General features: G+C 53.1%; 27 protein-coding genes. 12 read left to right on the plus strand and 15 right to left on the minus strand.

The window, feature by feature from the left end; genetic code table 11:
* Window positions 1-356 precede the first annotated feature (356 nt).
* Both WCX19_RS02185 and WCX19_RS02190 read left to right on the plus strand, forming a co-directional pair.
* Window positions 357-563, plus strand: a complete 207-nt coding sequence (locus WCX19_RS02185; RefSeq protein ID WP_373004317.1) for a type II toxin-antitoxin system HicB family antitoxin — start codon at window positions 357-359, stop codon at window positions 561-563.
* Between the two features lie 63 nt (window positions 564-626).
* On the plus strand, window positions 627-911 hold the full coding sequence (locus tag WCX19_RS02190; protein ID WP_373004320.1) for a type II toxin-antitoxin system HicA family toxin: 285 nt from the start codon (window positions 627-629) through the stop codon (window positions 909-911).
* A 59-nt stretch (window positions 912-970) separates the two neighbouring features.
* Here the strand turns inward: WCX19_RS02190 and rpl12p are convergent, their stop codons facing one another.
* From rpl12p to WCX19_RS02220, 6 genes are all read right to left on the minus strand, one after another.
* A complete protein-coding gene (gene rpl12p / locus WCX19_RS02195) occupies window positions 971-1276 on the minus strand; it encodes a 50S ribosomal protein P1 (protein WP_373004323.1) in 306 nt (101 codons plus the stop codon).
* A gap of 21 nt (window positions 1277-1297) precedes the next feature.
* On the minus strand, window positions 1298-2146 hold the full coding sequence (locus tag WCX19_RS02200) for a 50S ribosomal protein L10 (protein ID WP_373004326.1): 849 nt from the start codon (window positions 2144-2146) through the stop codon (window positions 1298-1300).
* Window positions 2147-2791, minus strand: coding sequence for a 50S ribosomal protein L1 (locus tag WCX19_RS02205; protein ID WP_373004330.1), 645 nt, complete (start codon window positions 2789-2791; stop codon window positions 2147-2149). It abuts the gene before it with no gap.
* Between the two features lie 56 nt (window positions 2792-2847).
* The gene (locus WCX19_RS02210; RefSeq protein WP_373004333.1) at window positions 2848-3324 is read right to left on the minus strand and encodes a 50S ribosomal protein L11; all 477 of its coding nucleotides are present in this window, start codon (window positions 3322-3324) and stop codon (window positions 2848-2850) included.
* Between the two features lie 1066 nt (window positions 3325-4390).
* A complete protein-coding gene (locus tag WCX19_RS02215; RefSeq protein ID WP_373004336.1) occupies window positions 4391-5581 on the minus strand; it encodes a hypothetical protein in 1191 nt (396 codons plus the stop codon).
* Window positions 5582-6003: 422 nt separating this feature from the next.
* Window positions 6004-6705, minus strand: a complete 702-nt coding sequence (locus tag WCX19_RS02220; RefSeq protein ID WP_373004338.1) for a winged helix-turn-helix transcriptional regulator — start codon at window positions 6703-6705, stop codon at window positions 6004-6006.
* Between the two features lie 715 nt (window positions 6706-7420).
* Here WCX19_RS02220 and WCX19_RS02225 point away from each other — a divergent pair.
* Genes WCX19_RS02225 through WCX19_RS02235 form a run of 3 tightly spaced genes read left to right on the plus strand, consistent with a single transcriptional unit; the run spans window position 7421 to window position 9846 of the window.
* Complete coding sequence (locus WCX19_RS02225) at window positions 7421-8167, plus strand: DUF6345 domain-containing protein (RefSeq protein WP_373004341.1); 747 nt, start codon at window positions 7421-7423, stop codon at window positions 8165-8167.
* A 12-nt stretch (window positions 8168-8179) separates the two neighbouring features.
* A complete protein-coding gene (locus WCX19_RS02230) occupies window positions 8180-9151 on the plus strand; it encodes a hypothetical protein (protein ID WP_373004344.1) in 972 nt (323 codons plus the stop codon).
* Between the two features lie 38 nt (window positions 9152-9189).
* On the plus strand, window positions 9190-9846 hold the full coding sequence (locus WCX19_RS02235) for a hypothetical protein (protein ID WP_373004346.1): 657 nt from the start codon (window positions 9190-9192) through the stop codon (window positions 9844-9846).
* 32 nt (window positions 9847-9878) lie between these two features.
* Here WCX19_RS02235 and WCX19_RS02240 read toward each other — a convergent pair whose 3' ends face one another.
* Window positions 9879-10061, minus strand: coding sequence for a type II toxin-antitoxin system HicB family antitoxin (locus WCX19_RS02240; RefSeq protein ID WP_373004349.1), 183 nt, complete (start codon window positions 10059-10061; stop codon window positions 9879-9881).
* Between the two features lie 294 nt (window positions 10062-10355).
* Here WCX19_RS02240 and WCX19_RS02245 point away from each other — a divergent pair, with 294 nt between their 5' ends.
* Both WCX19_RS02245 and WCX19_RS02250 read left to right on the plus strand, forming a co-directional pair.
* The gene (locus WCX19_RS02245; protein ID WP_373004352.1) at window positions 10356-10652 is read left to right on the plus strand and encodes a nucleotidyltransferase family protein; all 297 of its coding nucleotides are present in this window, start codon (window positions 10356-10358) and stop codon (window positions 10650-10652) included.
* Window positions 10649-10840, plus strand: coding sequence for a hypothetical protein (locus tag WCX19_RS02250; protein ID WP_373004355.1), 192 nt, complete (start codon window positions 10649-10651; stop codon window positions 10838-10840). Before WCX19_RS02245 ends, WCX19_RS02250 begins: the two co-directional genes overlap by 4 nt.
* A gap of 66 nt (window positions 10841-10906) precedes the next feature.
* Here WCX19_RS02250 and WCX19_RS02255 read toward each other — a convergent pair whose 3' ends face one another.
* Window positions 10907-11134, minus strand: a complete 228-nt coding sequence (locus tag WCX19_RS02255; protein ID WP_373004357.1) for a type II toxin-antitoxin system HicA family toxin — start codon at window positions 11132-11134, stop codon at window positions 10907-10909.
* Window positions 11131-11421, minus strand: coding sequence for a type II toxin-antitoxin system HicB family antitoxin (locus WCX19_RS02260; protein WP_373004360.1), 291 nt, complete (start codon window positions 11419-11421; stop codon window positions 11131-11133). Before WCX19_RS02260 ends, WCX19_RS02255 begins: the two co-directional genes overlap by 4 nt.
* Window positions 11422-11732: 311 nt before the next feature.
* Between WCX19_RS02260 and WCX19_RS02265 the strand changes: the two genes are divergently transcribed.
* Window positions 11733-12029 carry a nucleotidyltransferase family protein gene (locus WCX19_RS02265; protein WP_373004363.1) on the plus strand — a complete coding sequence of 99 codons (297 nt, stop codon included), beginning with the start codon at window positions 11733-11735 and terminating at the stop codon, window positions 12027-12029.
* A gap of 43 nt (window positions 12030-12072) precedes the next feature.
* On the opposite strand, the gene WCX19_RS02270 is transcribed toward WCX19_RS02265, so the two are convergent.
* Window positions 12073-13566 (minus strand): MFS transporter, encoded by a 1494-nt coding sequence (locus WCX19_RS02270; protein WP_373004366.1) that lies wholly within the window; start codon window positions 13564-13566, stop codon window positions 12073-12075.
* Between the two features lie 663 nt (window positions 13567-14229).
* Here WCX19_RS02270 and WCX19_RS02275 point away from each other — a divergent pair.
* Window positions 14230-16791: a cation-translocating P-type ATPase gene (locus WCX19_RS02275; protein WP_373004369.1), complete on the plus strand. Its 2562-nt coding sequence runs from the start codon at window positions 14230-14232 to the stop codon at window positions 16789-16791.
* 169 nt (window positions 16792-16960) lie between these two features.
* Here WCX19_RS02275 and WCX19_RS02280 read toward each other — a convergent pair whose 3' ends face one another.
* Window positions 16961-17122, minus strand: a complete 162-nt coding sequence (locus tag WCX19_RS02280; protein ID WP_373004372.1) for a hypothetical protein — start codon at window positions 17120-17122, stop codon at window positions 16961-16963.
* 148 nt (window positions 17123-17270) lie between these two features.
* On the opposite strand from WCX19_RS02280, the gene WCX19_RS02285 reads away from it, so the two are divergent.
* Window positions 17271-20240, plus strand: coding sequence for a PAS domain S-box protein (locus tag WCX19_RS02285; protein WP_373004375.1), 2970 nt, complete (start codon window positions 17271-17273; stop codon window positions 20238-20240).
* Window positions 20241-20396: 156 nt separating this feature from the next.
* Here the strand turns inward: WCX19_RS02285 and WCX19_RS02290 are convergent, their stop codons facing one another.
* From WCX19_RS02290 to WCX19_RS02305, 4 genes are read right to left on the minus strand one after another with little or no spacing between them, the layout of a single operon-like run.
* Window positions 20397-20921 carry a transcription elongation factor Spt5 gene (locus WCX19_RS02290; protein WP_373004379.1) on the minus strand — a complete coding sequence of 175 codons (525 nt, stop codon included), beginning with the start codon at window positions 20919-20921 and terminating at the stop codon, window positions 20397-20399.
* An 11-nt stretch (window positions 20922-20932) separates the two neighbouring features.
* A complete protein-coding gene (locus WCX19_RS02295) occupies window positions 20933-21139 on the minus strand; it encodes a protein translocase SEC61 complex subunit gamma (protein ID WP_373004382.1) in 207 nt (68 codons plus the stop codon).
* Between the two features lie 6 nt (window positions 21140-21145).
* Window positions 21146-22237: a cell division protein FtsZ gene (gene ftsZ, locus WCX19_RS02300; RefSeq protein WP_373004385.1), complete on the minus strand. Its 1092-nt coding sequence runs from the start codon at window positions 22235-22237 to the stop codon at window positions 21146-21148.
* Window positions 22234-23574, minus strand: coding sequence for a D-aminoacyl-tRNA deacylase (locus WCX19_RS02305; RefSeq protein WP_373004389.1), 1341 nt, complete (start codon window positions 23572-23574; stop codon window positions 22234-22236). The genes ftsZ and WCX19_RS02305 overlap by 4 nt, the downstream gene beginning before the upstream one ends.
* Before the next feature lie 77 nt (window positions 23575-23651).
* Between WCX19_RS02305 and WCX19_RS02310 the strand changes: the two genes are divergently transcribed.
* Together WCX19_RS02310 and glp are read left to right on the plus strand one after the other, a co-directional pair.
* A complete protein-coding gene (locus tag WCX19_RS02310) occupies window positions 23652-23828 on the plus strand; it encodes a hypothetical protein (RefSeq protein WP_373004392.1) in 177 nt (58 codons plus the stop codon).
* A gap of 9 nt (window positions 23829-23837) precedes the next feature.
* Window positions 23838-25043, plus strand: coding sequence for a gephyrin-like molybdotransferase Glp (glp, locus tag WCX19_RS02315; protein WP_373004395.1), 1206 nt, complete (start codon window positions 23838-23840; stop codon window positions 25041-25043).
* The last annotated feature ends 16 nt before the right edge of the window (window positions 25044-25059 follow it).

The raw sequence follows: 25059 nt of genomic DNA on the forward strand, positions 1-25059 counted from the left end.
AGATCCGGGGAGGAATCCCCGGGCGGCACGCGGGAGGATTCCTGCAGGTCCGCATCCTGCAACGTGAAATACGCATCGATCGTTTCTGCAAGATGGTTTATAAGGTCCCGACCAGTTCGAGCGGGAACGGCTCCGTACCTGATATGGGGTTTGAGGGTACTGGCATTTTTTTCACCGTATGGGTAACGTATCTGTTCGTGCGTACCTGAAGACGTGTCCGAAAATAGGACGGCCGGGACTATATACCGGGACTTTTCGGAAAAGATTGCCGTTTTTACCAAACCCCCGCTACTCAAAAAAAACCAAAGTTATCCAAAATTATTATCAGATTGCCGGTAGTATTACACAACACAGATATGATCCTCAAAGTTGTCATAACACCGGATACGGAAGATGGAGGATATACGGTTAGCTGCCCGGCCCTTCCCGGCTGCCACTCCCAGGGGGAGACCCGGGAAGAGGCACTGGAGAATATTAAAGATGCCATCCAGGGGTGTATCGCGGTCCTTAACGATCGGGCAGGCCGGCAGCGTGGAAGCACGGTTGTCGATGTGACCGTGTAATTTTCAGGAACAAAAATTCTGACTTTCTTTTAAATAGTATTTTGTTTCACCCGGAGAGTGCAAATGGCAGTTCTTCCCATAATATCCGGTGAAAAAGCCATAAAGACATTCCATAAATTCGGTTTTGTTGCAAGCAGGCAGACTGGCAGCCATGTTATCATGGAAAAAGCCGACCTTGAAGTTACGCTTTCCATTCCCCTCCATGCGGAACTCAAACGGGGAACGTTAAGAAATCTCATCAAAGAGCCGGACTCACAGTCGATGAGTTCGTTGCGATGCTCTGATTGTATACTAAAACCAGACGCCGGATTCAGGAATTCATATAACCGGCATTCCCAAAGATACTAGCATCACAGGATTTTAAAAAAAGAAACAATCACGCAATTGAAGAATAAGAAAAAAAAGATTTAGCCGAACAGGGCACCGAGCCCTGCCATGCCACTCTCTTCTTCTGCCTTCTTGTCTTCTTCCTTGTGCTCTTCCTTTGCTGGTGCTGCGGCTGCTGCGGGTGCTGCGGCTGCAACGGCAACCGGTGCTGCGGCTGCCTTGCTGATGGCCTCTTCAATATTCACGCCATCAAGGGCTGCAATGAGTGCCTTGATACGGGATTCGTTCGCTGCTACACCTGCGGCGGTAAGTACTGCCTTGACGCCGTTCTCATCGACCTTCTTGCCTGCCTTGTGCAGGAGAAGTGCTGCATAGATATACTCCATCTCAATCACCTTTTATAAATTTTATTTTACCAGGGTCTTTATGACCTGGCTTTCTCTCTGGGCTTTACCAATAATCGCATCGACAACATCCTTCTCGTAGATTGCTGCCTCGATCGCAAGACCGCGTGCATCCCTGACGGCTTTGGTCAGGATCGGTGCCATGGTCTCTTTCGTTGGGATCGCTGCATTGACCGACAGGTTGAACGCCTGGAGGCCTGCAAGCTGGAGCTGGGCGAGGAATTTCGTCTCGTCCACGGCGAGCACGGACGGCTCGTAGAGGTTGCCATCATGGAAGGCTGCCTGAAGGGCGAGCCCCACATCCATGGGCTTGATGTCAAGCTTGATGAGCACACCGGCAAGCTTTGCCGTGATGACCGCACCTTTCTTGACGACGGTCTTGGTCTCTCTGATCTTGACCTTGCCGCCCTCAATCGCTGCGGGAATGCCGGCCTGCTGGAGCTCGCCGACAATCGGGCCCGGCTTGAAACTCGTGGGACCCTTCTCGATGACGATGTCCTCGGGTGCGGTCTCGCCGGCTTTTGCGGCCATCTTGGTCTTGGTCTTCTCGAGCTGCTTAAACAGCTTAAACGGATTGTCGTTTGAGAAGATCACCGCTGAATGGCCGGAGATAAACTTGGTAAGGCCCTTTGTGTCCCCGCCAATCTCACCGAATGCGTGCTCGATCAAGGTATTTCGTGTGACCTTGATGACTGCCTTGCCCCGAAGGTTTCGCCGGATCTGCTGTACCTGCTGCGCGGGAATGCCGTAGATGTCGACAAGCCCGATAAGCGCGTACTCTTTTGCGTGCTTCTTGATCTCCGCGACCTCGTCCTTTTTCCATGCGGGCAGGTGGTGGGTATAGACTGCCATTTATACCAGCCTCACGGACGGACCCATGGTGGTCTTCACGAAGATCGAGCGGACGTTTAAGTGACCCTGTTCGAGGACAGATTCGATACGTTTGACTACCGCATCGATGTTCTCGGAGACCTGCTCCGGCGCCATTGCCGTTGTGCCTACCTTTGTCGAGAAGACCGTCTTGTCTTTCGTACGGATCTTCACCGACTTTCGAAGGCGTTCGACAATCGGCCGGATATCGGTCTGCCCGGTAATCGGCATCGGCATCCTGCCCCTCGGACCAAGCCGGGGACCAAGATAACGACCGACCTGTGGCATGGCCGCGGTCTCGGCAAGGAAGTACTTGTAGGTACTTGCAACTTTCCGGGCTTCGCGGGGTGCGCCACCGAGCCGTTCTACCTCTTCAGGGCCGATGATCAGATCAACCTTGGCTTCTTTTGCCTGTGTGACGATATCTCCTTTCCCGATAACACAGATACCGTTGTCTTGCCCGGTACCGTGCGGAAGAAGAATCGTCTCGTCGATACGATTTTTCGGCTGCGCCATATCGATATTCTTGAGATTGATGGTAATATCGATGCTTTCAGAGAATTTTCTCTTTGGCGCCTTTTCAATAGCCGTTTTTACGGCTTCCAGAATTTTGGCCCTGTCAACCATCAGATTCCTCCATAGTTTGCGACCGAACCCTTCGATCTCCTATGGTGTTCTTCGGATCATTTCACAAGGACGCTGTCATACTTGCCAGCTGCGATGGCGGCGAGCACTTCTTTTGCGCGCTTGCCGTCAACGTTGACACCCATGCTCACGCACGTGCCCACGACCTCTTTAACTGCGGTCTTGAGCTCGTAGGAGAGCATTCCTTCGAGTTTCATGTTGGCAATTCTGACTGCGGCCTCGAATGGCAGATTCCCTGCCACAATGGCGTTGGGCTCTGCGGATCCTTTCTCGATATTGGCCTCTTTCTTGATGAGTGCCGTCGTCGGTGGGATACCCACCGAGATCGTGAAGTTCTTCTTCGCGTCGACTTCGATCTTGACCGGGACCTGCATTCCGTTGAATGTGGCGGTCTTCTTGTTGATCTCATCGACTACTGCTTTCACGTTGATACCGAGTGGTCCGAGCGAGGGTCCTAATGGTGGACCCGCTGTTGCCTTTCCGCCGGGTACTAAAACCTCGACCACTTCTGCCATAGTCTTTGCACCATGCCGTCCCGTATTTGCGGGTTCCGAGCTTGGGTCTGTAAATATTGATGTGAGGGGAAATAAAGGTGATCGTGAGAGGGGGGAGAACGGGAGGAGGAATCGCACGAGGATGCTAGGGTCTATCACAATCACATCAAGCCGCATCAAGGATAAGAAGGCAAAACCCCCGCTGATGGCTTGTGGGATTTGTGGATAATCGGGAAAATAAGTGGATGACGCTGATATAGAATGCGATGCAGGCGAAATAGTCGATTTTATTAAACAAACAAAATCTATTTGTTCTTTATATGGTGTATGGTGCTGCATTCATTTGTTCAGTAATCAGCATGGTATCAACTGCGATTAGTGCAATTTTCTTTGCAATAGCATCACTCCGGACGAATGAAGAAATCGAAAAAATGTGCCAAATTCGTTTGGGCGGAAATCCACTTATGAAAAAATCTTTGATGATAGACCGGAAAAACACACAAATTGGTTTGTGTTTTCTATCTATTGGTGTTGAATTTCAAATTTTTTCAATGTATTTACAATAACAGATGCTAGTTTATCCCACTCTGGTTAATGTCGTTCATCGTTCCTCACCCAGTTAACAGAACCAGAATTAGCAGCCCTACACATCATAAATCCCCCTCGCCCAGCGAGGCCCCGACGAGGCGGCCGAGCGACCCCCCATCAGGGGGTGGTAACCTCGTTTTATTTTGGTTCCAGATTCCCGAGTATGATAAGTACCACTACCCCGGCCGTACACTTTTCCCCCATCCGACCCCCCTCACCCATTTGCCGCATTCCGGTCCCATCATATCACTTAATTCTCTCTCGTAAAATCTGCTCGGAATCCGGCAAGAATCCGGGCAAAAATGCAGGACCTCTGAGGGGGGCATTTTGTAAATTTCTGGGACCTACGGTTCACGTAAGCGCTATTTTCCCGACGTGATCTGCTCAGCTATGCCCGGATGCCCCGGATCACTTTGTACCCATGCGACCCCCTATCATTCCCCTTGACAGGGGATCGTCCGGGATCGATCTCTCGCAAAGAAAGAAACCAGGGCATCCCCTACAGGCAGGAGAGAATCTTTTGCCGTTGCCAGGCCGACCCGAGCACGACAGCGCCACCATCGGAAGTCGGGACGATCCGGATGACCGAGTGCCAGTCAGAAGGTACCGGTGTCTGCCATACAAACGTCCCGTCGTCCCTCATCCTCACAATAAGATGCGGGGTACCGTAGCCGTACGACGACCCGGCATCCTTCACGCGGAACCGGGCCGCAAGGTACTCCTGCCCGTCGATTTTTGCAATGGGCGGGGAAATGTCCGGCATCCGTTCCCGTACGACAGCGCCGTTGTCATCGAATGTGACAGAAAAGGTCTCCATTATATTCGCGGCATCTGATTTTCTGGCCGATTCATACACAATTTCAAACGTTCCCGGATCTACCTCGGCCATCAGAACCGGCCGGTTGTCCCACGATTTCCCGAGCGTAGCATTCCACACAACCCTCCCGCTGCTGTCGAACCGGAAGTAATTGAGTTCCCGCACATTATCCGCATATCCCGCGATAAGGCAGCCACCATCGGACGCGGGAAGGAGCGATCGTTCGTAAAGAGCGATGAGGGGGAGGGCATCGTACCTCCAGCGCTCGCGGCCATCGGGATCGAGGCTCATGAGCGTGGAGTTCCTCCCACTGAGGTTCTCTGCCAGCACAAAGAACCCGCCATTATTACCGGGTGCAACGTATGAGGCATACCCGTAGTCGGCAAACGGGATCTCGCGGCTGACGTTCCCATCCGCATTCAGGACAAGGATTCTCTCTGGGAACATCGTCCCGGCATAGAACCCCCCGGCCGGGTCCGGGAAGAGACCCGTAAACGTTCCTTTATATTCCGGATAGAACCGGTCCCATACCACTCCTCCACTGCTGTTGAGCCGGATGAGCCGGGCGGCCGGCAGACCCGTCCGGTAATCATTTCGTCCTGACAGGATGTACCCACCATCGGAAGTCGGGACAATGGCATTCGACGTGTCGTCCTCGCCGCTGTCAATCCGGGCCTGCCACTGCACGTTCCCATCGGAACCAAGCTTCATGACCATGATATCCGTTGGCGGAAGCCCGCACTGCGCCGTACCAAAACCCAGGGAATACCATGCAAGAATCACAACGATTGCAATGCCACAGATTCCCCCGACGACGATCCCGATGAACCACCATCGCGGGATCTCTTTTTTTAAGCAGTCACGAAGAGGCATGATGTATCCTGATATCAAGGGGCGGTATAATACCGGATTGTTGCGATTGCAGTAATATTACCATTTGTATTTTTACCCGGGCTTCAGGCACAACCACGAATCCCGGCCCAGCACGTTTCTCCCATGGGATCCCCCTCACACTCTTCGCACATCCCAGCTCCGCAATCCTGCTTAATTTTATCTCGTAAAATACCTCCGGAACCCAACCAGAATCCGGGCAAAAATGTGAAGACCTTGTAGGGGGTCACACGATTCCTTTTTGTAATTGGCGGCTTCGTGCGATTTGAAAAGTTCTCATTTTCCTGACGTGATATTCCCAGATCTGCCCGGATGCCCCGGATTAGATTGTACCCATGCGACCCCAAAACAAGGGGATGTACCTCTCCTTTGCATACCCGCAAAGGTATCGCGGGAGGATATTATCAATTTTGGCACTTTTTCAGGATATGCTCCACCTCGGGAAGGAGGAAATAGTGCCTGTACCTCCCGTCCCACCGGGACACTACCATGTTTTCCTCAAGAAATTGCCGGAGGTGCCAGTAGACTGTACTCCGGTCAAGGTCCAAGTGTTCCGCTATCTCTTTGTTCGTGATGCCCGGGTGACTGATAATTATGTCGAGGATCTTCCGCTTGGCAGGGTTCATAATATATCCATACACTTGTTTCATCTCAAGGTGCACCCCACCGTTGGTGAAAAGGTAACTCATTTTTCCGTCTTTTTTCCGGACTATCTTTCGCTCGATTATGAGTAAGTATAGGTGATACTTCGCGGTTCCCCGGTTGATACCGGTATTTTTTGAAAGGTCTGCAAGGGTACACCCCGGATTGTCCCAGATATAGGTTAGGAGGGCAGTACGGTTTTTGTTTTGAAGGATTACCTTGACTTTACCGAGTATAAAAGGACCGAACTTAAAGGCACCCAGTCCCGCCGCAAGTAAACTTATAATCCAGCTGACCTGAATCCAGAGCGGTTGATCCCAGAAAGTTTCTGACCCATCAGCTCCGCTCGTATCGGCGGGTCCCGGCTGTGCGGAATAAGGTTCAACAATATATCCTCCCGGCGCAGCGTGGGCATGAATAGTACATACCAGAAACAAAAGAAGAAGAATTGATACGTACTTCATCAACGGTACATCACAATTCAGATGGAATAATATTGCGTTCCGGTAACACGTTCTCCGTACACTTCATAACGCCAGGTTCCCTGAGCCAGTCCGTTGGAGTTTATTATGTTCAAATTGATACGACCATTGCTGGCTCCATCGAAACTGTCATAGTAGGGTCCGAATATATACCCATCGGGAGAATATATCTTCAGCCGAAGCGAATTCGCAGAATTTCCCCAGTTCAGGTCCACATTCATTGATGTGATGTAGGATGAAACGGTATTCGGGGGCCAGTTCGTCGAACCTTGAGTAATCGAGGCATAGACGGACTGGATACTTATCGGATTTATGCCGGTATTGTGCACCGGTTCAATAGTATAGTTTCCATTCCCGATAGCAGGACTCTGTTCATATGCCGATACAACTGCGCATGATGCCATCACCAGAAGCATCGTCGCAACCAATCCCAGTCTTTTCGACATGGAGTGTCTGTTTTGGGGAACATCGCTTGAATTTTCTGTCCAAATCATCAAACTGGCAGTTTGAGGATGTGGACAGAAATCATATATCATACTGTCACTAAAGGCCTGTATGCGAATACCCTGATGGTATTCCAGAGATCTCACCCTGATCCCAGTCACATCCTGTGGGACCCCGAACAACGCCCGGTGGCGTGAAGAGTTTTGCGTATGCAGATTTCCCGTGCCAGCGAGCGGAGCGAAAGAAAGGAGGCATGCAACAGATGAAAAATATATCAACTATTCGGGTTGCAGGAGTCATCCTGCTCCTGATCGCGCTTGTCAGTGCTGTAAGTGCGTATTATGGCGTCAGTGCAGAATGGGTAACCAATTACCAAGGCACGGGACTTGGTGATTTACAACACAGTGACGAGAATGCCCAAGGTTTCTATTATGAACTGGGAGGAGATTCTTCGTGGATTGGTAATTTCATCAACGGCGATGATAACGCTATGGAGAGACATTGGAAGGATCCCAGTCATGGCGGCGTTGATAATAGTTATATGGACAACGCGTATTTCGGATTCTTTTCAGGTCACGGTATACCCAGCGGTATTCGTTTCAGAACGAACAATGACGACACCCTCTTAAGTTACAGTGATGCACTTTGGGGGAACACCCACCTCGTCTGGGTTGCATTAGATGCATGTGAAGTTCTCAAACAATCCGGCGTTTCAAATTGGTATACCGCCTTCGGGGGGATACATTCAATCGTTGGATTTGATACTGTCACACATGATCCGTCAGATCGTGGTAGTAACTTTGCAAGCCGTATGGATGGGACATTGACCACTCAACCGGTTATTACTGCGTGGTTCATGGCGGCAGCCGATACAGAACCATTCTCATCGACTTATGCGGCAGCACTTGCCAAAGAGGGCTGTTGGAGTGATTATGTGTATGGGCATGGCAGTCAAGGCACTCCCGGAACTTCATTCCTGTACCAGCGGTATTCTTGTTAACGAGGTGCCAAAATGAAAAAAATGATTCTTGGACTTGCAGTATTTGTTGTCATCGCGTTAAGTGCACTTTACGCAATCGCATTGCCTTTGTTTGGTGATGTAAAAGATTCCCCTCAAAAAGATATCATCGATCTTGGACCTTCAAAAGGGATTCAAAATAATAACGTATCATTTGTATTACAAACTTCATTCCCTGTGGTTCCTGAACAAGTGATGGTCTACCAAGCTGAAAAACCCAGCATTTCAAAAGAATCTTTTACGGCTTTGGGAACAAAGATCGGAGTTGCCGGTTCTATAAAAGAGGCTGCAAATGAATTTGTACTCTCCAATGATCCTTACATCCTCGAAATTCATGAAAAATCGGGTAGGATTGCATTCATCGATAATTCACGATGGAATATGATAAACGGGAAAGATATACCCGGTCAGCTTCCCACCGATGCGGAAGCAGTAAAACTTGCATCAGAATATCTGACAAAATCAGATCTGATGCCTGACGATGCTGTACTGTCCCGGGTGTACCATCCGCAAGTGCTCGCTTTGGATTCAAACGGGAAAACAACCGGCATTCCCTATGAGGCAATACAGGTATCTTTTAAAAGGAGCATTGATGGACTCCCTGTTGTCGGAGCAGGTTCGAAATTATCCGTTGATATTGGCAATGGTGGTGATGTGATCCAGATGTACAAATTATGGAGAGACTATACACCCCAGGAAAAGAAGTCCATTATAACTCCGGAAAAGGCATTCGAAAACTTCAAAGAACATGGAATTTCGAGTGTTTCAACCAATGATTCCAGTACTGCAGAAATCACAAAAATTTACTTGGCGTACTATGAAGCTTCAGCGATGGAGGAGCAGAGTCAGTTCCTGCCGGTCTATGTCTTTGAAGGAAAACTCGGAAGTTCTAATGAATCCCAGGAGTTAATTGAGTATATCCCTGCGATCCCGACACTTGAACCCTCAATTCCTGCAGCCAAATAATTAAAAGATATCAAAATAATTTTTGAAACGGGAGTACAATGCGCAAAAGAAACTGCTTTGTAATAGTGATTGCAGTCCTCATGTGTTGCGGCCTGGTTTTTACTATCTTTACCTATCTGGATAAACACGAAACGCCATATCGTCCCGGTTCTCCGGAAATCATTCCGGAAAACCATACGCAAGCTATCGTTTCAGTAACCGCAAAGAATGAACGCCGTTTAAATGAAACCTATCTCGAAATATATGACCCTGACATCAACGCCACATACCGGATATTTAAGGATCAGGTTGAATATGCTCCGCTTCTGGATAATATGACCGCAGTTCTCCAGTCAATCAAATCTCAAATAAAATGTCATCGTTCTTACGATGAATTTCAGATCGAGAAACGGGATTACCGGTATGCGGCAGTCATAGCGGCCGATAATGTATCCGGCCGGTATTGCTATAACAACATATCAGCGGAATGCATGAATATCACGGCAGATGAATTCACCGTCCTGCTGCAGACAAAAACCGGGAACCGCACCGACACGGGATGCGGGGAGAGCGGGTTGATCTTTGCCTATCGGCAGGGTACCGATGCAGGAATCTGGGACTTATGGTGGGTAGGGGAAGAAGACAATACGCTTCTGGACACCCTCAACAGGAATGCGCAGGATATCATTGAACATCAAAAGTCTATCGTTTATTAGATCGAATCTGACAGAGATTGGGCAGGATCTAACTATAATGGGCGCCACACTTCAGCATCATACTTCTCCCCCCTATCCGACCCCTGTCTTCCCTCGCGGGCGGCAGGCGTCTTTTTGTGCAGTTCCTCCCGCCGGACTTCTAAAACGAGCTCGATCGCCTCTTTGATATTGGCAAGTGCTTCTTCCCGGGTCTCGCCCCGGCACTTTTCCCCCATTCCTGCATCCCGGCCCTACAATATCACTTAATTCTCTCTCGTAAAATCTGCTCGGAACCCGGCCAGAATCCGGGTAAAAATGCAGGACCCCTGAGGGGGATCGGAGGGGGTAATTTTGTAAATTGCTGGGGCATTCGGTTCACTTAAGCACTATTTTCCTGATGTGATATGCTCAGCTATGCCCGGATGCCCCGGATCAGATTGTACCCATGCGACCCCCCCATCCCGTCATGGCCGAAAGCCCCCCAGGATCGCCCATGCCTTTTTTTACGTGGAACACCATCATCTGTTAAAATGAACATGATGTCGGCTCATGAGATACAGGCCATTCTCCGGGAATGCCTGCCGGAGATCCGGGAGAAGTACGGCGTCACGTCTATTGGCGTGTTCGGCTCCTACGCCCGGGGCGAGGCGACCCAAACGAGCGACATCGACATTATCGTGGAGCTGGGCCGGCCTATCGGGTGGGAATTGGTCGATCTCACAGATTACCTTGAGGCCCGGCTTCACCACACGGTCGATCTCGTCATCAAACGATCCCTGCACCCGCTGATCAGGGATCAGATCCTTGCCGAGGTACAGTACGCATGAGCGACCAACCGGGCAACAATTCGGAAATTCCTGATAATACTTGCACGGACAATGCGGTTCAAGTCCTCCAGATTTACGATCAGGGAAGCGGCGACTATACAAAGGAGAGAAAGCAGTGGCTGGAAAAAGATCCTGACAAATATATTGCGGCAGTTCTTGCACACGGGAAAAAGGAAAGCTCCCGGTGAGGTTTTGATTTTCTTTTTTAAAAGAAACAACAGAACGTTTTCCCCATGACCGGGGGATACCCGCACTCATAACAACTGTATGAATTCGTCTTCCGATAATTCGGCAGCCTTGATAATAGAACGTAACGTCATTCGATCGAGTTCATCATGGAGCGGGATCGTGACGTTCAGTGTTGTATCGGTCATCTGTTTTTTCATGCGTACATGGCTGCCCTTCTGGCGCACGAATACAAAACCGGCCCTGGAAAGTGCCTGAACTGCCTTGTCCCCGGAAATTAGGGGGAGATGACTCAAACCGCAACCTCGACGACCCGTGCTCCTTTCACGGGTATGATTTCATCGTCAGGTTCAAGGTAAAGGGAGATTGCCTCTTTGATATTGTGCTTTGCCTCCTTGAGAGTCCTCCCTTGAGAAATGCAACCGGGAAGGGTGGGCACAGTGACAACATACCAGCCATCCTCTCCTTTGGTCATCATAACTTTGAGATGCATCCTTTCCCCCCTTTTGGCTATCTTATCTGTTCGAACCAGCAATGGATAATCTTTGTCGTGCTTTGAAGCATCCCTCATTACAGTCTCCATCCGCACTTCATGAAACAGGTAATCTCTTTATGGCCCGGCACTTTTCCCCCACTGACCCCCTATCTCTATTTTCCCACACAACGGCCCCGTTATCCCGTTTAATCATCTCTCGTAAAATCTTCACGAAACCCGGTCAGGATCCGGGCAAAAAAGCAGGGCCGCTGATGGGGGTCAGTGGGGGAAATTTTTTAAATTTCCGGGGCCTGCGGACCACTTTGTACCCATGCAACCCCCTCATAATCCCGTAATGATTAAAAGCCCCCCAGGATCGCCCATGCCTTTTTTTACGTGGAACACCATCATCTGTTAAAATGAACACGATGTCGGCTCATGAGATACAGGCTATTCTTCGGGAATGCCTGCCGGAGATCCGGGAGAAGTACGGCGTCACGTCTATTGGCGTGTTCGGCTCCTACGCCCGGGGCGAGGCGACCCAAACGAGCGACATCGACATTATCGTGGAACTGGGCCGGCCCATCGGGTGGGAACTGGTCGATCTTACGGATTACCTTGAGGCCCGGCTCCACCACACGGTCGATCTCGTCATCAAACGATCCCTGCACCCGCTCATCCGGGATCAGATCCTTGCCGTGGTACAGTACGCATGAGCGACCGGTCGCCACTGCTCTATCTTTCCGAAATGCCCGTGTATCAGTCCTTCTTTTGAGTCCCCATCCCGCCCGGCACCGGCCGGTAATCCGGATGAACCTCCTGCCGTGCAAGAATGGCAACCGCGAGGAGGACAACGCTGACGAGGCACCCGAACAGGAATGCCTGTCCGAACCCGGCCACGAGCACGTCGGTCTGGATAGTCACGAGAGCCTCCGATGCAACCCCGCTGCCGGGCGCAAACGCGTTCATCCCCCCGACAAATGCAATGGTAAATAGGGCTATCCCAAGAGTCAGCGGTGCGAACCGCTCAAGGCAGATGAACCCTGATACCATGCCCTGATACTTTTTCGGGACCGCAGTCATCGTCATAGTCGATGCCGAGGTCAGGAGCATGCCAAAACCAAAACCTGTCAGGGCCAGGCAGAGGATCACAAACCAGATTGGGGAATCCGGCCGGATGCCGGTCAGGAGGATATATCCTGCAAGGACCAGGATCCCGGAAACGATGTTGATCCGACGCCCCCCGGCACGATTATAGAACTGCCCGCCCAGGATCCCCCCGGCCATAACCGCAACCGAGAGCGACGTGAATATCAGCCCGGCAACCGAAGGGCTGTACCCCTGCACGAGCTGGAGATAGAAGGGAAAGAGGTAGAGTATCCCGACATTCGCGACGATCACAAGAACGATCGCCATGTTTGTCAGGAAGAAATTTTTCTGTTGTAAGAGGCGCAGGTCGAGCAGGGGGTCGGCGGTGGTAAGTTCGCACCGGACAAAGGCACACAGCGCGAGAATCGCAACAGCCAGGCATCCAAGAATTACCGGGTCGGTCCACCCGGCTGACTGCCCTTCCGACAGGGCATAGAGCAGGGATGCAAGCCCGACCGCGATAAGCACGGCACCTGCCCGGTCAAAGCCGGGGGCCAGCTGCCTGTGGCCCTCCGACGCCGGGATCACCTTCGCCCCGAGGAGGAGCGCAAAAATCCCGATCGGGATGTTGATGTAAAAGATCCAGTTCCAGGAGAGGTACTGCGTGAGCAGTCCGCCGACCACCGGTGCAAGGGTCATCCCGAGGGCCGCAAATGCAAAGGTCATACCCATCGCTTTACCTTTCCGCTCAAGAGGAACATACGCGGTGATCATGGCCGGGCCGACCGACACGAACATGACGGCGCCGACGGCCTGGACGGCACGCGAGGCCAAAAAGACAGGAAATGAGCTGACGAATTCCGGGAGAAATCCGCAAGCGAACGATGCGACAGTAAATAGAGCAAAACCGTACAGGAACACTTTTTTGTACCCGATCACATCGGAGAGTTTGCCGAAGACGAGCACGCATGCGGCCATGACCAGCACGTAAACGGTAATTACCCAGCTCGCCATCGATGCGGGGAGGGAAAAGATCTTAGCAATCACGGGAAGCGCGATGGTGACAATGGTAGAATCAAATGCCGCCATAAAATTAGCGAGCGCGATTGAAACAATCAGGAGCGTATACCCGTGAACGGGAATACCTGCCGGGGCCGGTTCCATGCATGGGCGTTGCACCTGCATCGATAAAGGGATTATTAAATTTCGCTGAACGAAAAAAGCCCGGATCTCTTGAGACGGTTTGTGCCGGAATGACAGCAGTATCGGGGCTCTCCCCTGCCCAACATTTTTCCCGGTCTGACCCCCCATTCACAAGGAGGATGTATAAAAAGGGAAAACTCTCGTCGTAAAAAATTTACAATTCCTGCCCCATTGCAACTGCATCATGGAGGGGGTCGGACACACATTTCTTATGCGGTGCGGTTGCGTGATCGTTGCAATCCGGAACATTGTATCACAAATTTCTCTGTCATAAAACAGTCTGGATCGCCACACCGGGAACGACCAAAATGATGCCGGGAGATCTCATCAAAATATATGGCCCGACCCAAAAATCCCCCCGGACCCGGAGGCCCCCGGTTGAAGTGGATGTATGTCCGCACTCAGCTGAATACCTGCAGCAACTTGAAAAAACTGGTATACTGGAATCCCGGGATATTATATTTCCATCGGATCCCTTATTTCACCACATTTATAAATATCCCATTTTAATGATGAAATGCGGACGACATGGTGCCGGCCTGCAAATAGAATACTCACACCAGGAAAAATCGCGATGGACATCATACATGACACGCAATTGCCCGGAAAGACAGGAGTGCCCTCGTGCCATCACTTGACATAGGATCAGTCAAAGGTTTGTCAGAAACTGAAGTTGCCGAAAAGCTCCGGACCGAAGGGTACAATGAACTCCCTGAACCGCAAAAACACGGCATCTTCGGCATTATCTTTGAAGTTGTAAAAGAGCCGATGTTCATCCTGCTCGTCGCGAGCGGTCTTGTCTATTTTGTACTCGGCGATGTGACCGAGGCCCTTATGCTGATGAGTTTTGTGGTTGTCATTATCGGCATTACGGTATACCAGGAGCAGAAGACCGGGCGGGCCCTCGACGCGCTGCGAATGCTCTCCAGCCCCCGGGCCCTGGTAATCCGCGAAGGTAAACACAAACGGATTGCAGGCCGCGAAGTTGTTACCGGAGATATGCTCATCCTTGTCGAAGGCGACCGGGTGCCGGCTGACGCTGTCCTCATCTCCGCGAACAATGTAACGGTCGATGAATCGCTCCTGACCGGGGAATCGATCCCGGTCCGGAAAATTGCCGGGACGTCCGGTTCGCACCCGGAGCGGCCCGGTGGTGACGACCTGCCATTTGTCTGGTCCGGAACACTGGTCGTGCAGGGCCAGGGCTTGGCAGAAGTCAGATCTACGGGTGCCCGGACCGAGATGGGAAAGATCGGCACCGTCCTGCAAACCGTGGAGCGGAGCGAGACCCGGCTCAAAGGGGAAATTTCATGGATCGTCCGGTCAATCGCCATCGTTGGCATCTTCCTGTGCAGTATCATTGTTGTCGTGTACGGGCTGACACGGTTCAACTGGATCGAAGGGCTCCTTGCAGGCATAACGCTCGCGATGGCAATCCTGCCCGAGGAATTCCCCGTTGTCCTGACAGTCTTTCTCGCACTGGGAGCGTGGAGGATTTCCAGGAAAAATGTGCTGACCCGGCAGGTGCCCGCAATAGAAACACTGGGTTCGGCAACCGTGCTATGCGTCGACAAGACGGGCACTCTCACCGAGAACCGGATGACCGTCCGGTCCTTTTTTGCCGGCGGACAGTTCTGCGACCACGACGCTACGGGTAAAAATTCGGTACCTGATATCTGTCATGAACTGGCCGAGTTTGCCATTCTTGCCTGTAAAAAAGATCCCTTCGATCCCATGGAAAAGGCATTGCTCCAGCTTCGGGAAGGGGATTTTGGGAGGACTGAACACATCCATTCCGGCTGGGAGCTCATTACAGAATATCCGCTTTCCCCTGAACTTCTTGCAATGTCAAACGTCTGGCGTTCTCCTGGAGGTCATGACTATATTATTGCGGCAAAAGGGGCGCCTGAGGCAATAGCAGACCTGTGCCATTTTGATGAGACGAAACAGCAGGCCCTTACAGCAGATATCAACACCATGGCGGTAAAGGGACTTCGTGTCCTTGGTGTGGCAAAAGCATCGTTCACCCGTTCTGATCTTCCTGACGGACAGCATGATTTTACGTTCACGTTTGTCGGCCTTGTGGGATTTGCAGACCCGGTCCGCCCGCAGGTAGCAGAGGCGATTGCCGAGTGCCGCACGGCAGGAATCCGGGTGATCATGATTACCGGGGATTACCCGCTGACGGCAATGAATATCGCACAGCAGATTGGACTTGATGATTCCGGCACCTGCATCACCGGCACTGAGCTTGATGCGATGAGCGAGGTGGAACTCCGGAAGCGGATCCGGTCGGCCAGTATCTTTGCCCGGGTGGTACCGGAACAGAAACTGAGGATAGTCAATGCCCTCAAATCCGAGGGAGATGTTGTCGCGATGACCGGCGATGGCGTGAACGATGCCCCTGCCCTCAAATCGGCGGATATCGGGATTGCCATGGGGGGACGGGGGACGGATGTGGCACGGGAAGCATCCTCGCTTGTTTTGCTCGATGATAACTTCACATCCATCGTGGCAGCAGTGCGTCTCGGCCGGCGGATCTTCGATAACCTGAAAAAAGCGATGGCGTACATCTTCTCCGTCCATATACCGATTGCAGGTATGTCTCTCATCCCCGTGCTCTTCAATATGCCTCTCGTCCTGTTGCCGATCCATATTGTTTTCCTCGAACTGATTATCGACCCGGCCTGCTCGATCGTGTTTGAATCGGAAAAAGACGAGAAGGACGTGATGGATCGCCCGCCCCGGCATAAAGACGATGGGCTTTTTACAAAAAAGATCCTTGCGCTCAGCCTCCTCCAGGGATTTGTCGTGCTGGCAGTGGTCCTGGGGGTGTACGTGAATGCACTTGGCCGGGGTCTGGGGGAGGCAGAGGTGAGGACACTTACCTTCACGACCATCGTCATTGCGAATCTCTGCCTGATCCTGACTAACCGGTCCTGGTCTGATACCATCATTGCCACAGTGCGCACACCCAACAAGGCGATGCGCTGGGTATTTGCAGGGACAATAATCGCCCTGATCCTTGTCCTCTCAATCCCGGTACTCCAGGATCTCTTCAGGTTCGGCAGCGTGTCATTTGTTGATCTTCTGGTATGTACGTTGGCCGGTGTGGGGAGTGTTCTCTGGTTTGAATGCTACAAATATCGGTGGGGAAGACGGGGTGAGACAAAAGGCAGGGATTGAGTGAAAAGCCAGGGATCACGCCCGGATCATGCACGACCCTCCCCACCTCCCCATCGCAAACGCCGGGCTCCTCGCCTTTAGGTTTCGTGCCGGAATCGAGCGCGTTTGCTTGCGCCCGGCACCCTGCTCGCATCGCCGACAACGGACAATCTTTCGAACATTGTGATGCTCAACCAGCCTCATCCGGCTCCCGCTCATCTTTGTTTCGGGCATCTTTGTCCCGCCCGGCCACGAGGTACAACTGCCCCGGGTCGGCAAGTATCCGGTTCTCACGGGGAATACCTCGAATTACCCTGCGCAGAGCCTGTAACCAGGATGAATATTTTGACATGGACAATATTAAAGTGGTTTTATGGGGGAAACGAACCTCATTCTCCCGGCACGATGGCCATCCGCAACATCTGAACCATACGTCGGCAGGGCGTTCTCGAACGAAAGCGACAGCCATATAACAATCACAAATATATAGTTTCAAATTGATGCACGACAATCACCAGACGATCGCGAGGCATCATGTCCTCTATGTCGATGACGACCCGGCTCTCCTGGAGATAGGCCGACTCTTCCTTGAGAACGACCGGACATTTACGGTCGATACCGTCACGTCCGCACACGAGGCCATCCATCATCTGAAATCCATATCGTATGACGCGATTGTTTCCGATTACCAGATGCCGGAGATGGACGGCATCACTTTTTTAAAAACGCTCCGTGCGCAGGGCATGACCACCCCGTTTATTATCTTCACCGGCAAAGGCCGCGAAGAAGTGGTCATCGAGGCACTCAACTGCGGCGCCGACTTCTACCTCCAGAAAGGCGGTGACCCCACGTCGCAGTTCGCCGAACTGGCCCACAAGATCCGCCATGCGGTCTCGGAGAAACGTGCGGATCAGGCCCTGAAAAAAAGCGAATATGACTATCGCCACCTGATCGAACATGCGAACGAAGCGATCTACGTTGTGCAGGACGGCCTGCTCCGAATGGCGAATCCGCGAACAATCGAATTATCCGGGTATTCAGAAGAAGAACTGCTCAACCAGCCATTCACCAGGTTCGTTCATCCGGACGATCGCGAGATGCTGCTCGATCGGTTCAAAAAACGGATAGACGGGGAGACCATTCCCTCCCGCTATTCCTTCCGGTTATACCGGAAGGAAGGGGAGGTCTGGTGGGCTGAACTGAGTGCTGTTGCCATCATATGGGACGGGCGCCCAGCCACACTGAACTTTATCATCGATATCACCGAGCGTAAACTTGCAGAGAATGCACTCAGGGAGAGCGAGGAACGGTACCGGATCGTGACTCAGTCGATTACTGATATTGTCTGGGACTGGGATATCAGCGCCGGCAGCCTGCAGTGGTTCGGGGATATCGACACCCTTCTGGGGTATGCACCCGGCGCATTTCCGCGTACCATTGAAGCTTGGGAGGGCATTATTCATGCAGACGACCGGGACCGGGTTATCCATGCTCTTGATCGCTCCCGCCATACCGGTGAACCGTTCGATGAAGAATACCGCGTGCTGACCCGGGACGGAACCGACCGGTACTGGTGCGACCGGGCACATGCGATCCATGATGACAGAGGCACGGTAGTCAGGATTATTGGTGCCATAACGGATGCCACGGAACGCAGGAAAACCGAAGAGCGATTGAGGGAGAGCGATGAACGGTACCGCCAGTTTTTCAGGACCACACTCGACAGTGTATTTATCACTTCACCGGAGGGGCGATATATCGATTTTAACGATCGCTTAATGGAGAGACTCGGGTGTAAAAGTCGCGAAGAAGCATTCGGGATTGACATTGCTTCCACCTATGCGCACCCGGAAGAACGGGCGGGGTTCATTGCGCTCGTTGAACGGGACGGATATATCAAAGAGCGGCCGATTCAGTTCAGGAAACGGGACGGGACCATCTTAAACACCCTTATTACCATCGTGCCCATGAAAAACCCTGACGGTTCTGTCAAAGCATTTATCGGCACCATCCGGGATGCAACAGAACGTGAGCAGGCAGAGAAGGTACTTCGGCAGAGTGAGGCTAAATTCCATTCCCTCTACGAGCATATGATTGAAGGTGCAGCCCTCCATGAACTCACGTATAACGACCAGGGAGTCCCGGTGGATTATGTCTTTATTCAAACCAATCCTGCATTCGGGAGGCAGCTTGGCATTTCCGAAGATAATGTCATCGGGAAGACGAGCAGGGAAGTATATGGCGTAGCCGAGCCACCCTATCTGGATATCTATGCACGGGTTGCCCTGACCGGAGAACCGGAAGTCTTTGAAACCTGGTTCCCCTCATTGGCAAAGCATTTCTCGATTTCGGCATATCGCCCGTACAAAGGCAGTTTTGCCACCATTTTTGAAGATATCACCGAGCGCAAACGGGCGGAGGAAGCCCTGAGGGGGAGCGAAGCGCAACTGCGGACATTGATTGACACCCTTCCCGATCTGGTCTGGCTCAAGGATCCCGAGGGGATTTACCTGTCCTGTAACCGGCGCTTCGGGAATTTCTTTGGCGCAGCAGAGAGGGACATTGTCGGGAAGACAGACTACGACTTCATGGAAAAAGACCAGGGCGACTTCTTCCGACACCATGACAAAGCAGCCCTTGCGGCCGGGGGCCCCACGGCAAACGAAGAGGAGATTACGTTTGCAAACGACGGGCACAGGGAAGTTCTGGAGACCATCAAGACACCCGTCCGAGCAAGCGACGGGCGACTCATCGGGGTCCTGGGTATCAGCAGGAACATCACCGGGCGCAAGCAGGCTGATGAGGCATTGCGCCAGGCAAACCGGAAACTCACGCTCCTCTCCGGAATCACCCGGCACGACATCAACAACCAGCTGACGGTATTGAAAGGTTATCTTACACTCGTCGAAAACATGCAACCGGACACCTTGTCTGGCGAATATTTCCGGAAGATCAACGCCGCTGTACAGCGTATCTCCGCCATGATCCAGTTCATGAAAGACTACGAAAAGATTGGGGTCACGGCTCCCGAATGGCAGGACACGCACGCACTCGTGGATGCTGTGGTAAAGCAAACCTCGCTCGGACAGATCACGGTGAAAAATGACCTTCCCTCAGGCACGGAAGTATTCGCCGACCCGCTCATCGCGAAAGTCATCTACAACCTGACGGACAACGCGGTGCGACACGGAGGGAAGATCATGACCATCCGGTTCTTTGTAAAGGAGAATAATGAAAACCGGATCCTTGTCTGTGAGGATGATGGCGAGGGCATCCCTGCCGGGGAAAAAGAGAAGATATTCGAACGGGGATTCGGGAAGAATTCTGGTCTTGGCCTCGCCCTCTCCCGGGAGATCCTCTCAATAACCGGCATCACGATTGTTGAAACCGGTGTGCCGGGAAAGGGGGCACGATTTGAGATGGCCGTACCGGGAGGCTGCTACCGTCAGGGTGGCGGCAAAAACCACTAAAATGTCGTGGTCTTTTTAGACCTCGGAATACGAACAGGCATCCGAAACTCTAAAAAAGGTATGGCAACCGGGCTGATGTCCCGGGCGGCACCACAAAAGGTATCAGGGTCAAACTTTTCTGATTTTTTAGCGGTAACCGACAAATAAAAAAAATGCTTACCGATCGCTGATCTTCTCAACGACCCGCACGTTATCCCCGCGAACCGTGATCGGGATCGGGACAACACTCTCGTACAGTTCAACCGTGATCTCTTCCTTTGCGGAATCAACGCGCTTGACCACAGCCTTCTCACCCTTGAACGGTCCCGCGATCAGTTCGACAATCGTACCCTCATCGATACCGGCTACAACGGGTTTCGGGATCAAAAAGTGACCCACTTCGGCAAGTGTCGTCTGGCCCTTGGCAAGGGCGCGGGCATGAGCGATCATCTCCACGAGCTGCTCGATCCTGTTCCGCTGTTCGGGCGTTTCGACAAGGACGTACCCCTGAAGTTCGTTCGGGACAATAATCGCGGTGACCTTAATATCGGTCGCTCTTGTCTCGATTGCCTTTAAGATATTGTCCGCCACCGTCCGCTCCTGCTTGGAGGTCGTCTTGATCGCAAAGATCCGGTTACTGAAGACCTCGGGAGCGGCAGGTATAGATGGGGCTGGCGATGCGGGAGTGGGTTCCGGAGTCATGGCAACCAGGATCAGAATCCTAAGAGCGTCTTGTGGTCGAAGAACAGGTAGATAATAAATCCGATCAGCCCGATAACGAGAATACCGGCTGCCGCGACGGTCGCAATCTTGGTGAACTCCTCACGGGTGGGGGTGCGCGCGAGTTTCAGGACACGGAGGTATTTGCGGAATAATTCCTCGTGCACGTCTATTTTGATATCAGGTTTTGAAATTTCCATAACGGCTCACTTGAGAAAATCAATCTCATATTGTTTCTGTACTTTGGGGGTAAGTTTCTCATTGCGACCATATATTTGTGGCGACCGTACGCCCGTGACCACTAATAACGTCCGCATCTTGTTCTGCATCGCCGGGTCGACCTGCGCGCCCCAGATGATCCGGGCGTTCGGGTCGACGCGGGAGTAGACTTCCTGCACGACACCTTCGGCATCTGCCATTGTCATATCCGGACCACCGACAACGTTCACGAGCGCGGCTGTTGCACCCGATATATCCACATCGAGAAGCGGTGAGCGGATCGCTTTCTTCACCGAATCGACTGCCTTGTCCTCGCTGTCACTCTCGCCCATCCCGATCATGGCGACACCGCCGCGCTCCATGACCGTGCGCACATCGGCAAAGTCCAGGTTCACGAGGCCCGGCATCGTGATGAGTTCCGTGATGCCTTTGACCGCCCGCATGAGCACTTCGTCAGAGACCTTGAATGCCGCTGACAGGGGGAGCTTGGGGACGACTTCAAGCAGCCGGTCGTTCGGGACGACAATGACCGTATCCGCCACATCACGGAGGCGTTCGAGGCCGGCTTCTGCGTTCTCCATCCGGATCGCACCCTCGGAGGCAAAGGGCAGGGTGACGACCGCGATCGTGAGCGCGCCTTCTTCCCGGGCGGCCTTTGCCACGACCGGGGCAGAGCCGGTCCCGGTACCGCCACCAAGACCTACCGTGATAAAGATCATGTCGCAGCCGGAGACAGCAGCCCGGATATCCTGCTCGTTCTCAAGCGCGGCTTCCTCCCCGATCTGCGGGATGGAACCGGCGCCGAGGCCCCGGGTCCGCTGCCGGCCGATCAGCATGCGCTGGTCTGCGTGGGTCCGGATCAGGTGCTGGGCATCCGTGTTGATGGCGATGAGTTTTGCGCCGTGGATACCTTCTTCCATCATGCGGGTGATGGTGTTGGAGCCGCTGCCACCGCAACCGATTACGGTGATCTCGGTCTTGAGTTCGCTTAAGATCTGATCAAGATCCTCGTTATTCTGCGATGGGGACACAGTCTCGTCCCTTGCCTTTGTGAGTGCCTCTTCAACAATCGACCTCATGAATTTTTCTCCAGTCCCGGGATGTGGATCTTTGTTTCAGTACGGACCGATACCATTTCCGGCAGGATTACCCGTCCATCATGTTCGACTGCCTGCCCAAGAGCAAGCTTTCGGTAGGCAGGCCCGGCCGGGATTCCCAGTTCGCGCGCTTTTTTGGGGTCGAACCGGACCTTTCTGATGATCAGGCAATCACGTTCCGTCGCTGTGATTTCCTTACTACGTATGATTTTTACGCACAACGTATTTAAAGCATTTATTATTTCCGAAGAATTGATCCTGAAAACCACAAATTGCGGGAGCAGAACGTTATTCTCATCCGTCAGGTGCACCACGGAAAGCGGCCCGAAACCGTGGATAAGCGCAGGTTCGTCTGATTTTTTTGCTTCTGTAAGCAGGAGCGGGTCAGGGGAAATCACCGCAAGCGGGCCGGTACCGTCCAGTGCATGAATGAAGCACCGGGCGTGGGGGGAAACGGTCAGGGCCAGTGCCCGCACGGCACAGTAAGTTTCCCACGATAAATGCCCGAGTGCGGCGATCTCGCTCTCCGAGAGGCGCAGGACCGGGATCCGGTCGAGAATGCCCAGAAGATGCGAGAGAGCCGCATGATCGAGCGCTTTCCTGTCGATATACGCGGCAACAGCCCCGCTCTTTTCTATTATCGACCGTATCATTTCCCCGTCAAGCGTTGCGATCTCCCGGGTGTGGGCAATATGCCCGAACGCCCCCCGGGTCGCAAGAGCAATTTCGGTTTCCCGCACGGCGTAATGCGTGCCGCCAAAACCCACGAGCGGGACAGCGTCGGCAAGGGGCATGGCATCAAGCACCGCCTCTGCCACCGCCCGGCCGGCAGCCGGGTCAGCCCATTCCTTTTCCGTGCTCCCGATTTCGACAAAGAACGAGGGGTGGGAAAGTCCCGTGGGGCCGTGGTGGGTGACCTCGTACGAGACCCGGTACCCCTCCGGGCAGTGCCGGGCAAGCGCCCGCAGGACGGCATGCATCATCGCAGGTGCGGCCGGGGCAAGCGTACGGGAACTCCCCCCAAGCTCCGCGTCACGGTAGTTCCCGGTGACGTGGACTGTGAGCACCGGCACCGGGTTGACGCTGGAGTGCCGCGAGAGAAAGATCACAAGATCTGCGTCGATGCTGGTATCGACACCTTCCGCGTGGATAAGCCGGCCCTCCACCTCAAAAAATTCGTAGGTTCGGTCCTGATCCCGGCCTGCGTCAGGGGTTTGGGCGAGGCACTGTTCGATATGGTGCCTGATGTTGCATCCCGCGATATCCTGCCGGGAATTGATCAGCGCTACCTTCATGCCGGAATATACGCCGTTCTTCACGAAAAGCCTCGCTGGCCCCGGTTTTTTATGCGGTTTCGCAAATGCTATGATAAAGGAGCACCCATTTCACTGTTACTATGGACGAGAAAAAGATTGAGAAGGTATTTGCGGACGAGAAGATCGCAAAAACGATCACCTGTCCGAAGGCATTCGCGATTGCAGAAAAATACAAAATCCCAAAATCGGATATCAGCGAGTACTGCAACACCCATGGGATCAAGATCCATGCCTGCCAGTTGGGCTGCTTCAAATGAGCAGGTCAAATGAGCCTTTTTTTATCCGTTGTCCCGGTAAGTGAAGCAGTCGCGACCGTGCACCGCCTTTCCGGGCAGGTGCCAGAGGAGACGGTGCCCCTTGCCGAAGCATGCGGCCGGGTGCTGGCCGCTGACGTGCATGCGGACGTGGATATCCCGGGATTTACCCGGTCGGTGATGGACGGGTACGCGGTGCGGGCTGCCGATACGACCGGCGCCGGCGATTCAGTGCCCGCGATGCTCACCCTTCGGGGCAGGATCCAGATGGGGCAGACTGCGGACCGACAGGTAAAGCCCGGGGAGTGCATCTACATCCCCACGGGGGGTATCCTCCCGGAGGGGACCGACGCGGTCGTGATGGCAGAAAACACCGAGCCGTTCGGCGATGAAATCCTTGTAAAAAAAGCGGTGGCACACAATGAGAACGTGATCCAGTACAACGAGGATTTTAAAAAGGGAGAGGTTGTCCTTCCCCAAGGGCGCCGGCTCTCGGCACAGGATGTGGGTGTTCTTGCTGCTGTCGGGTGCGCAGATGTCCCGGTCACCCGCAGGCCGAAGATTGGCATCCTCTCTACAGGAAATGAACTGGTACCGGTCACCGACATCCCCATGATCGGCCAGGTGCGGGACGTCAACAGTTACGTGATCGCCGCGTTCGTCCGCGACCACGGGTGCATCCCGGTCACGTACGGGATTGTCAGGGACGATCGGGCCACCTTCGAGGCAGCACTTGCCCATGCTGTCGGGGAATGCGACGCGGTGCTGATCTCGGGTGGAAGCTCAAAAGACGACCGGGATATGGCAGCAGCCGTCATCGCAGAAAGGGGTGAGGTATTGATCCACGGGGTCGCCATTGCGCCGGGAAAACCCACGATCATCGGGAAGTGTGGCACGGTCCCGGTCATCGGGCTGCCCGGCCATCCGGCTGCAACATTTATCGTCCTTGTCGCTATCGTCAGGCACCTGCTCGATGACATGACCGGCAGTGCCGCACCGGAACCGGTGACGGTGATGGCAAAACTCGCAATGAACGTGCCGTCAACAAAGGGTCGGGAAGACTATATCCGGGTCTCTGTGAAGGACGGGATTGCAACCCCGCTCTTCGGAAAATCCGGGCTCTTAAATACGCTCGCAAAGAGCAACGGCGTGATCCGTGTCCCGGCTGAAAGCGAGGGGATCGAGACCGGCCGCGAGGTCGAGATCATCCTCTGGTAATCCCCCGGCAGGGATC

The sequence above is a fragment of the Methanoregula sp. genome (assembly GCF_041663825.1).
Lineage (GTDB): Archaea > Halobacteriota > Methanomicrobia > Methanomicrobiales > Methanospirillaceae > Methanoregula.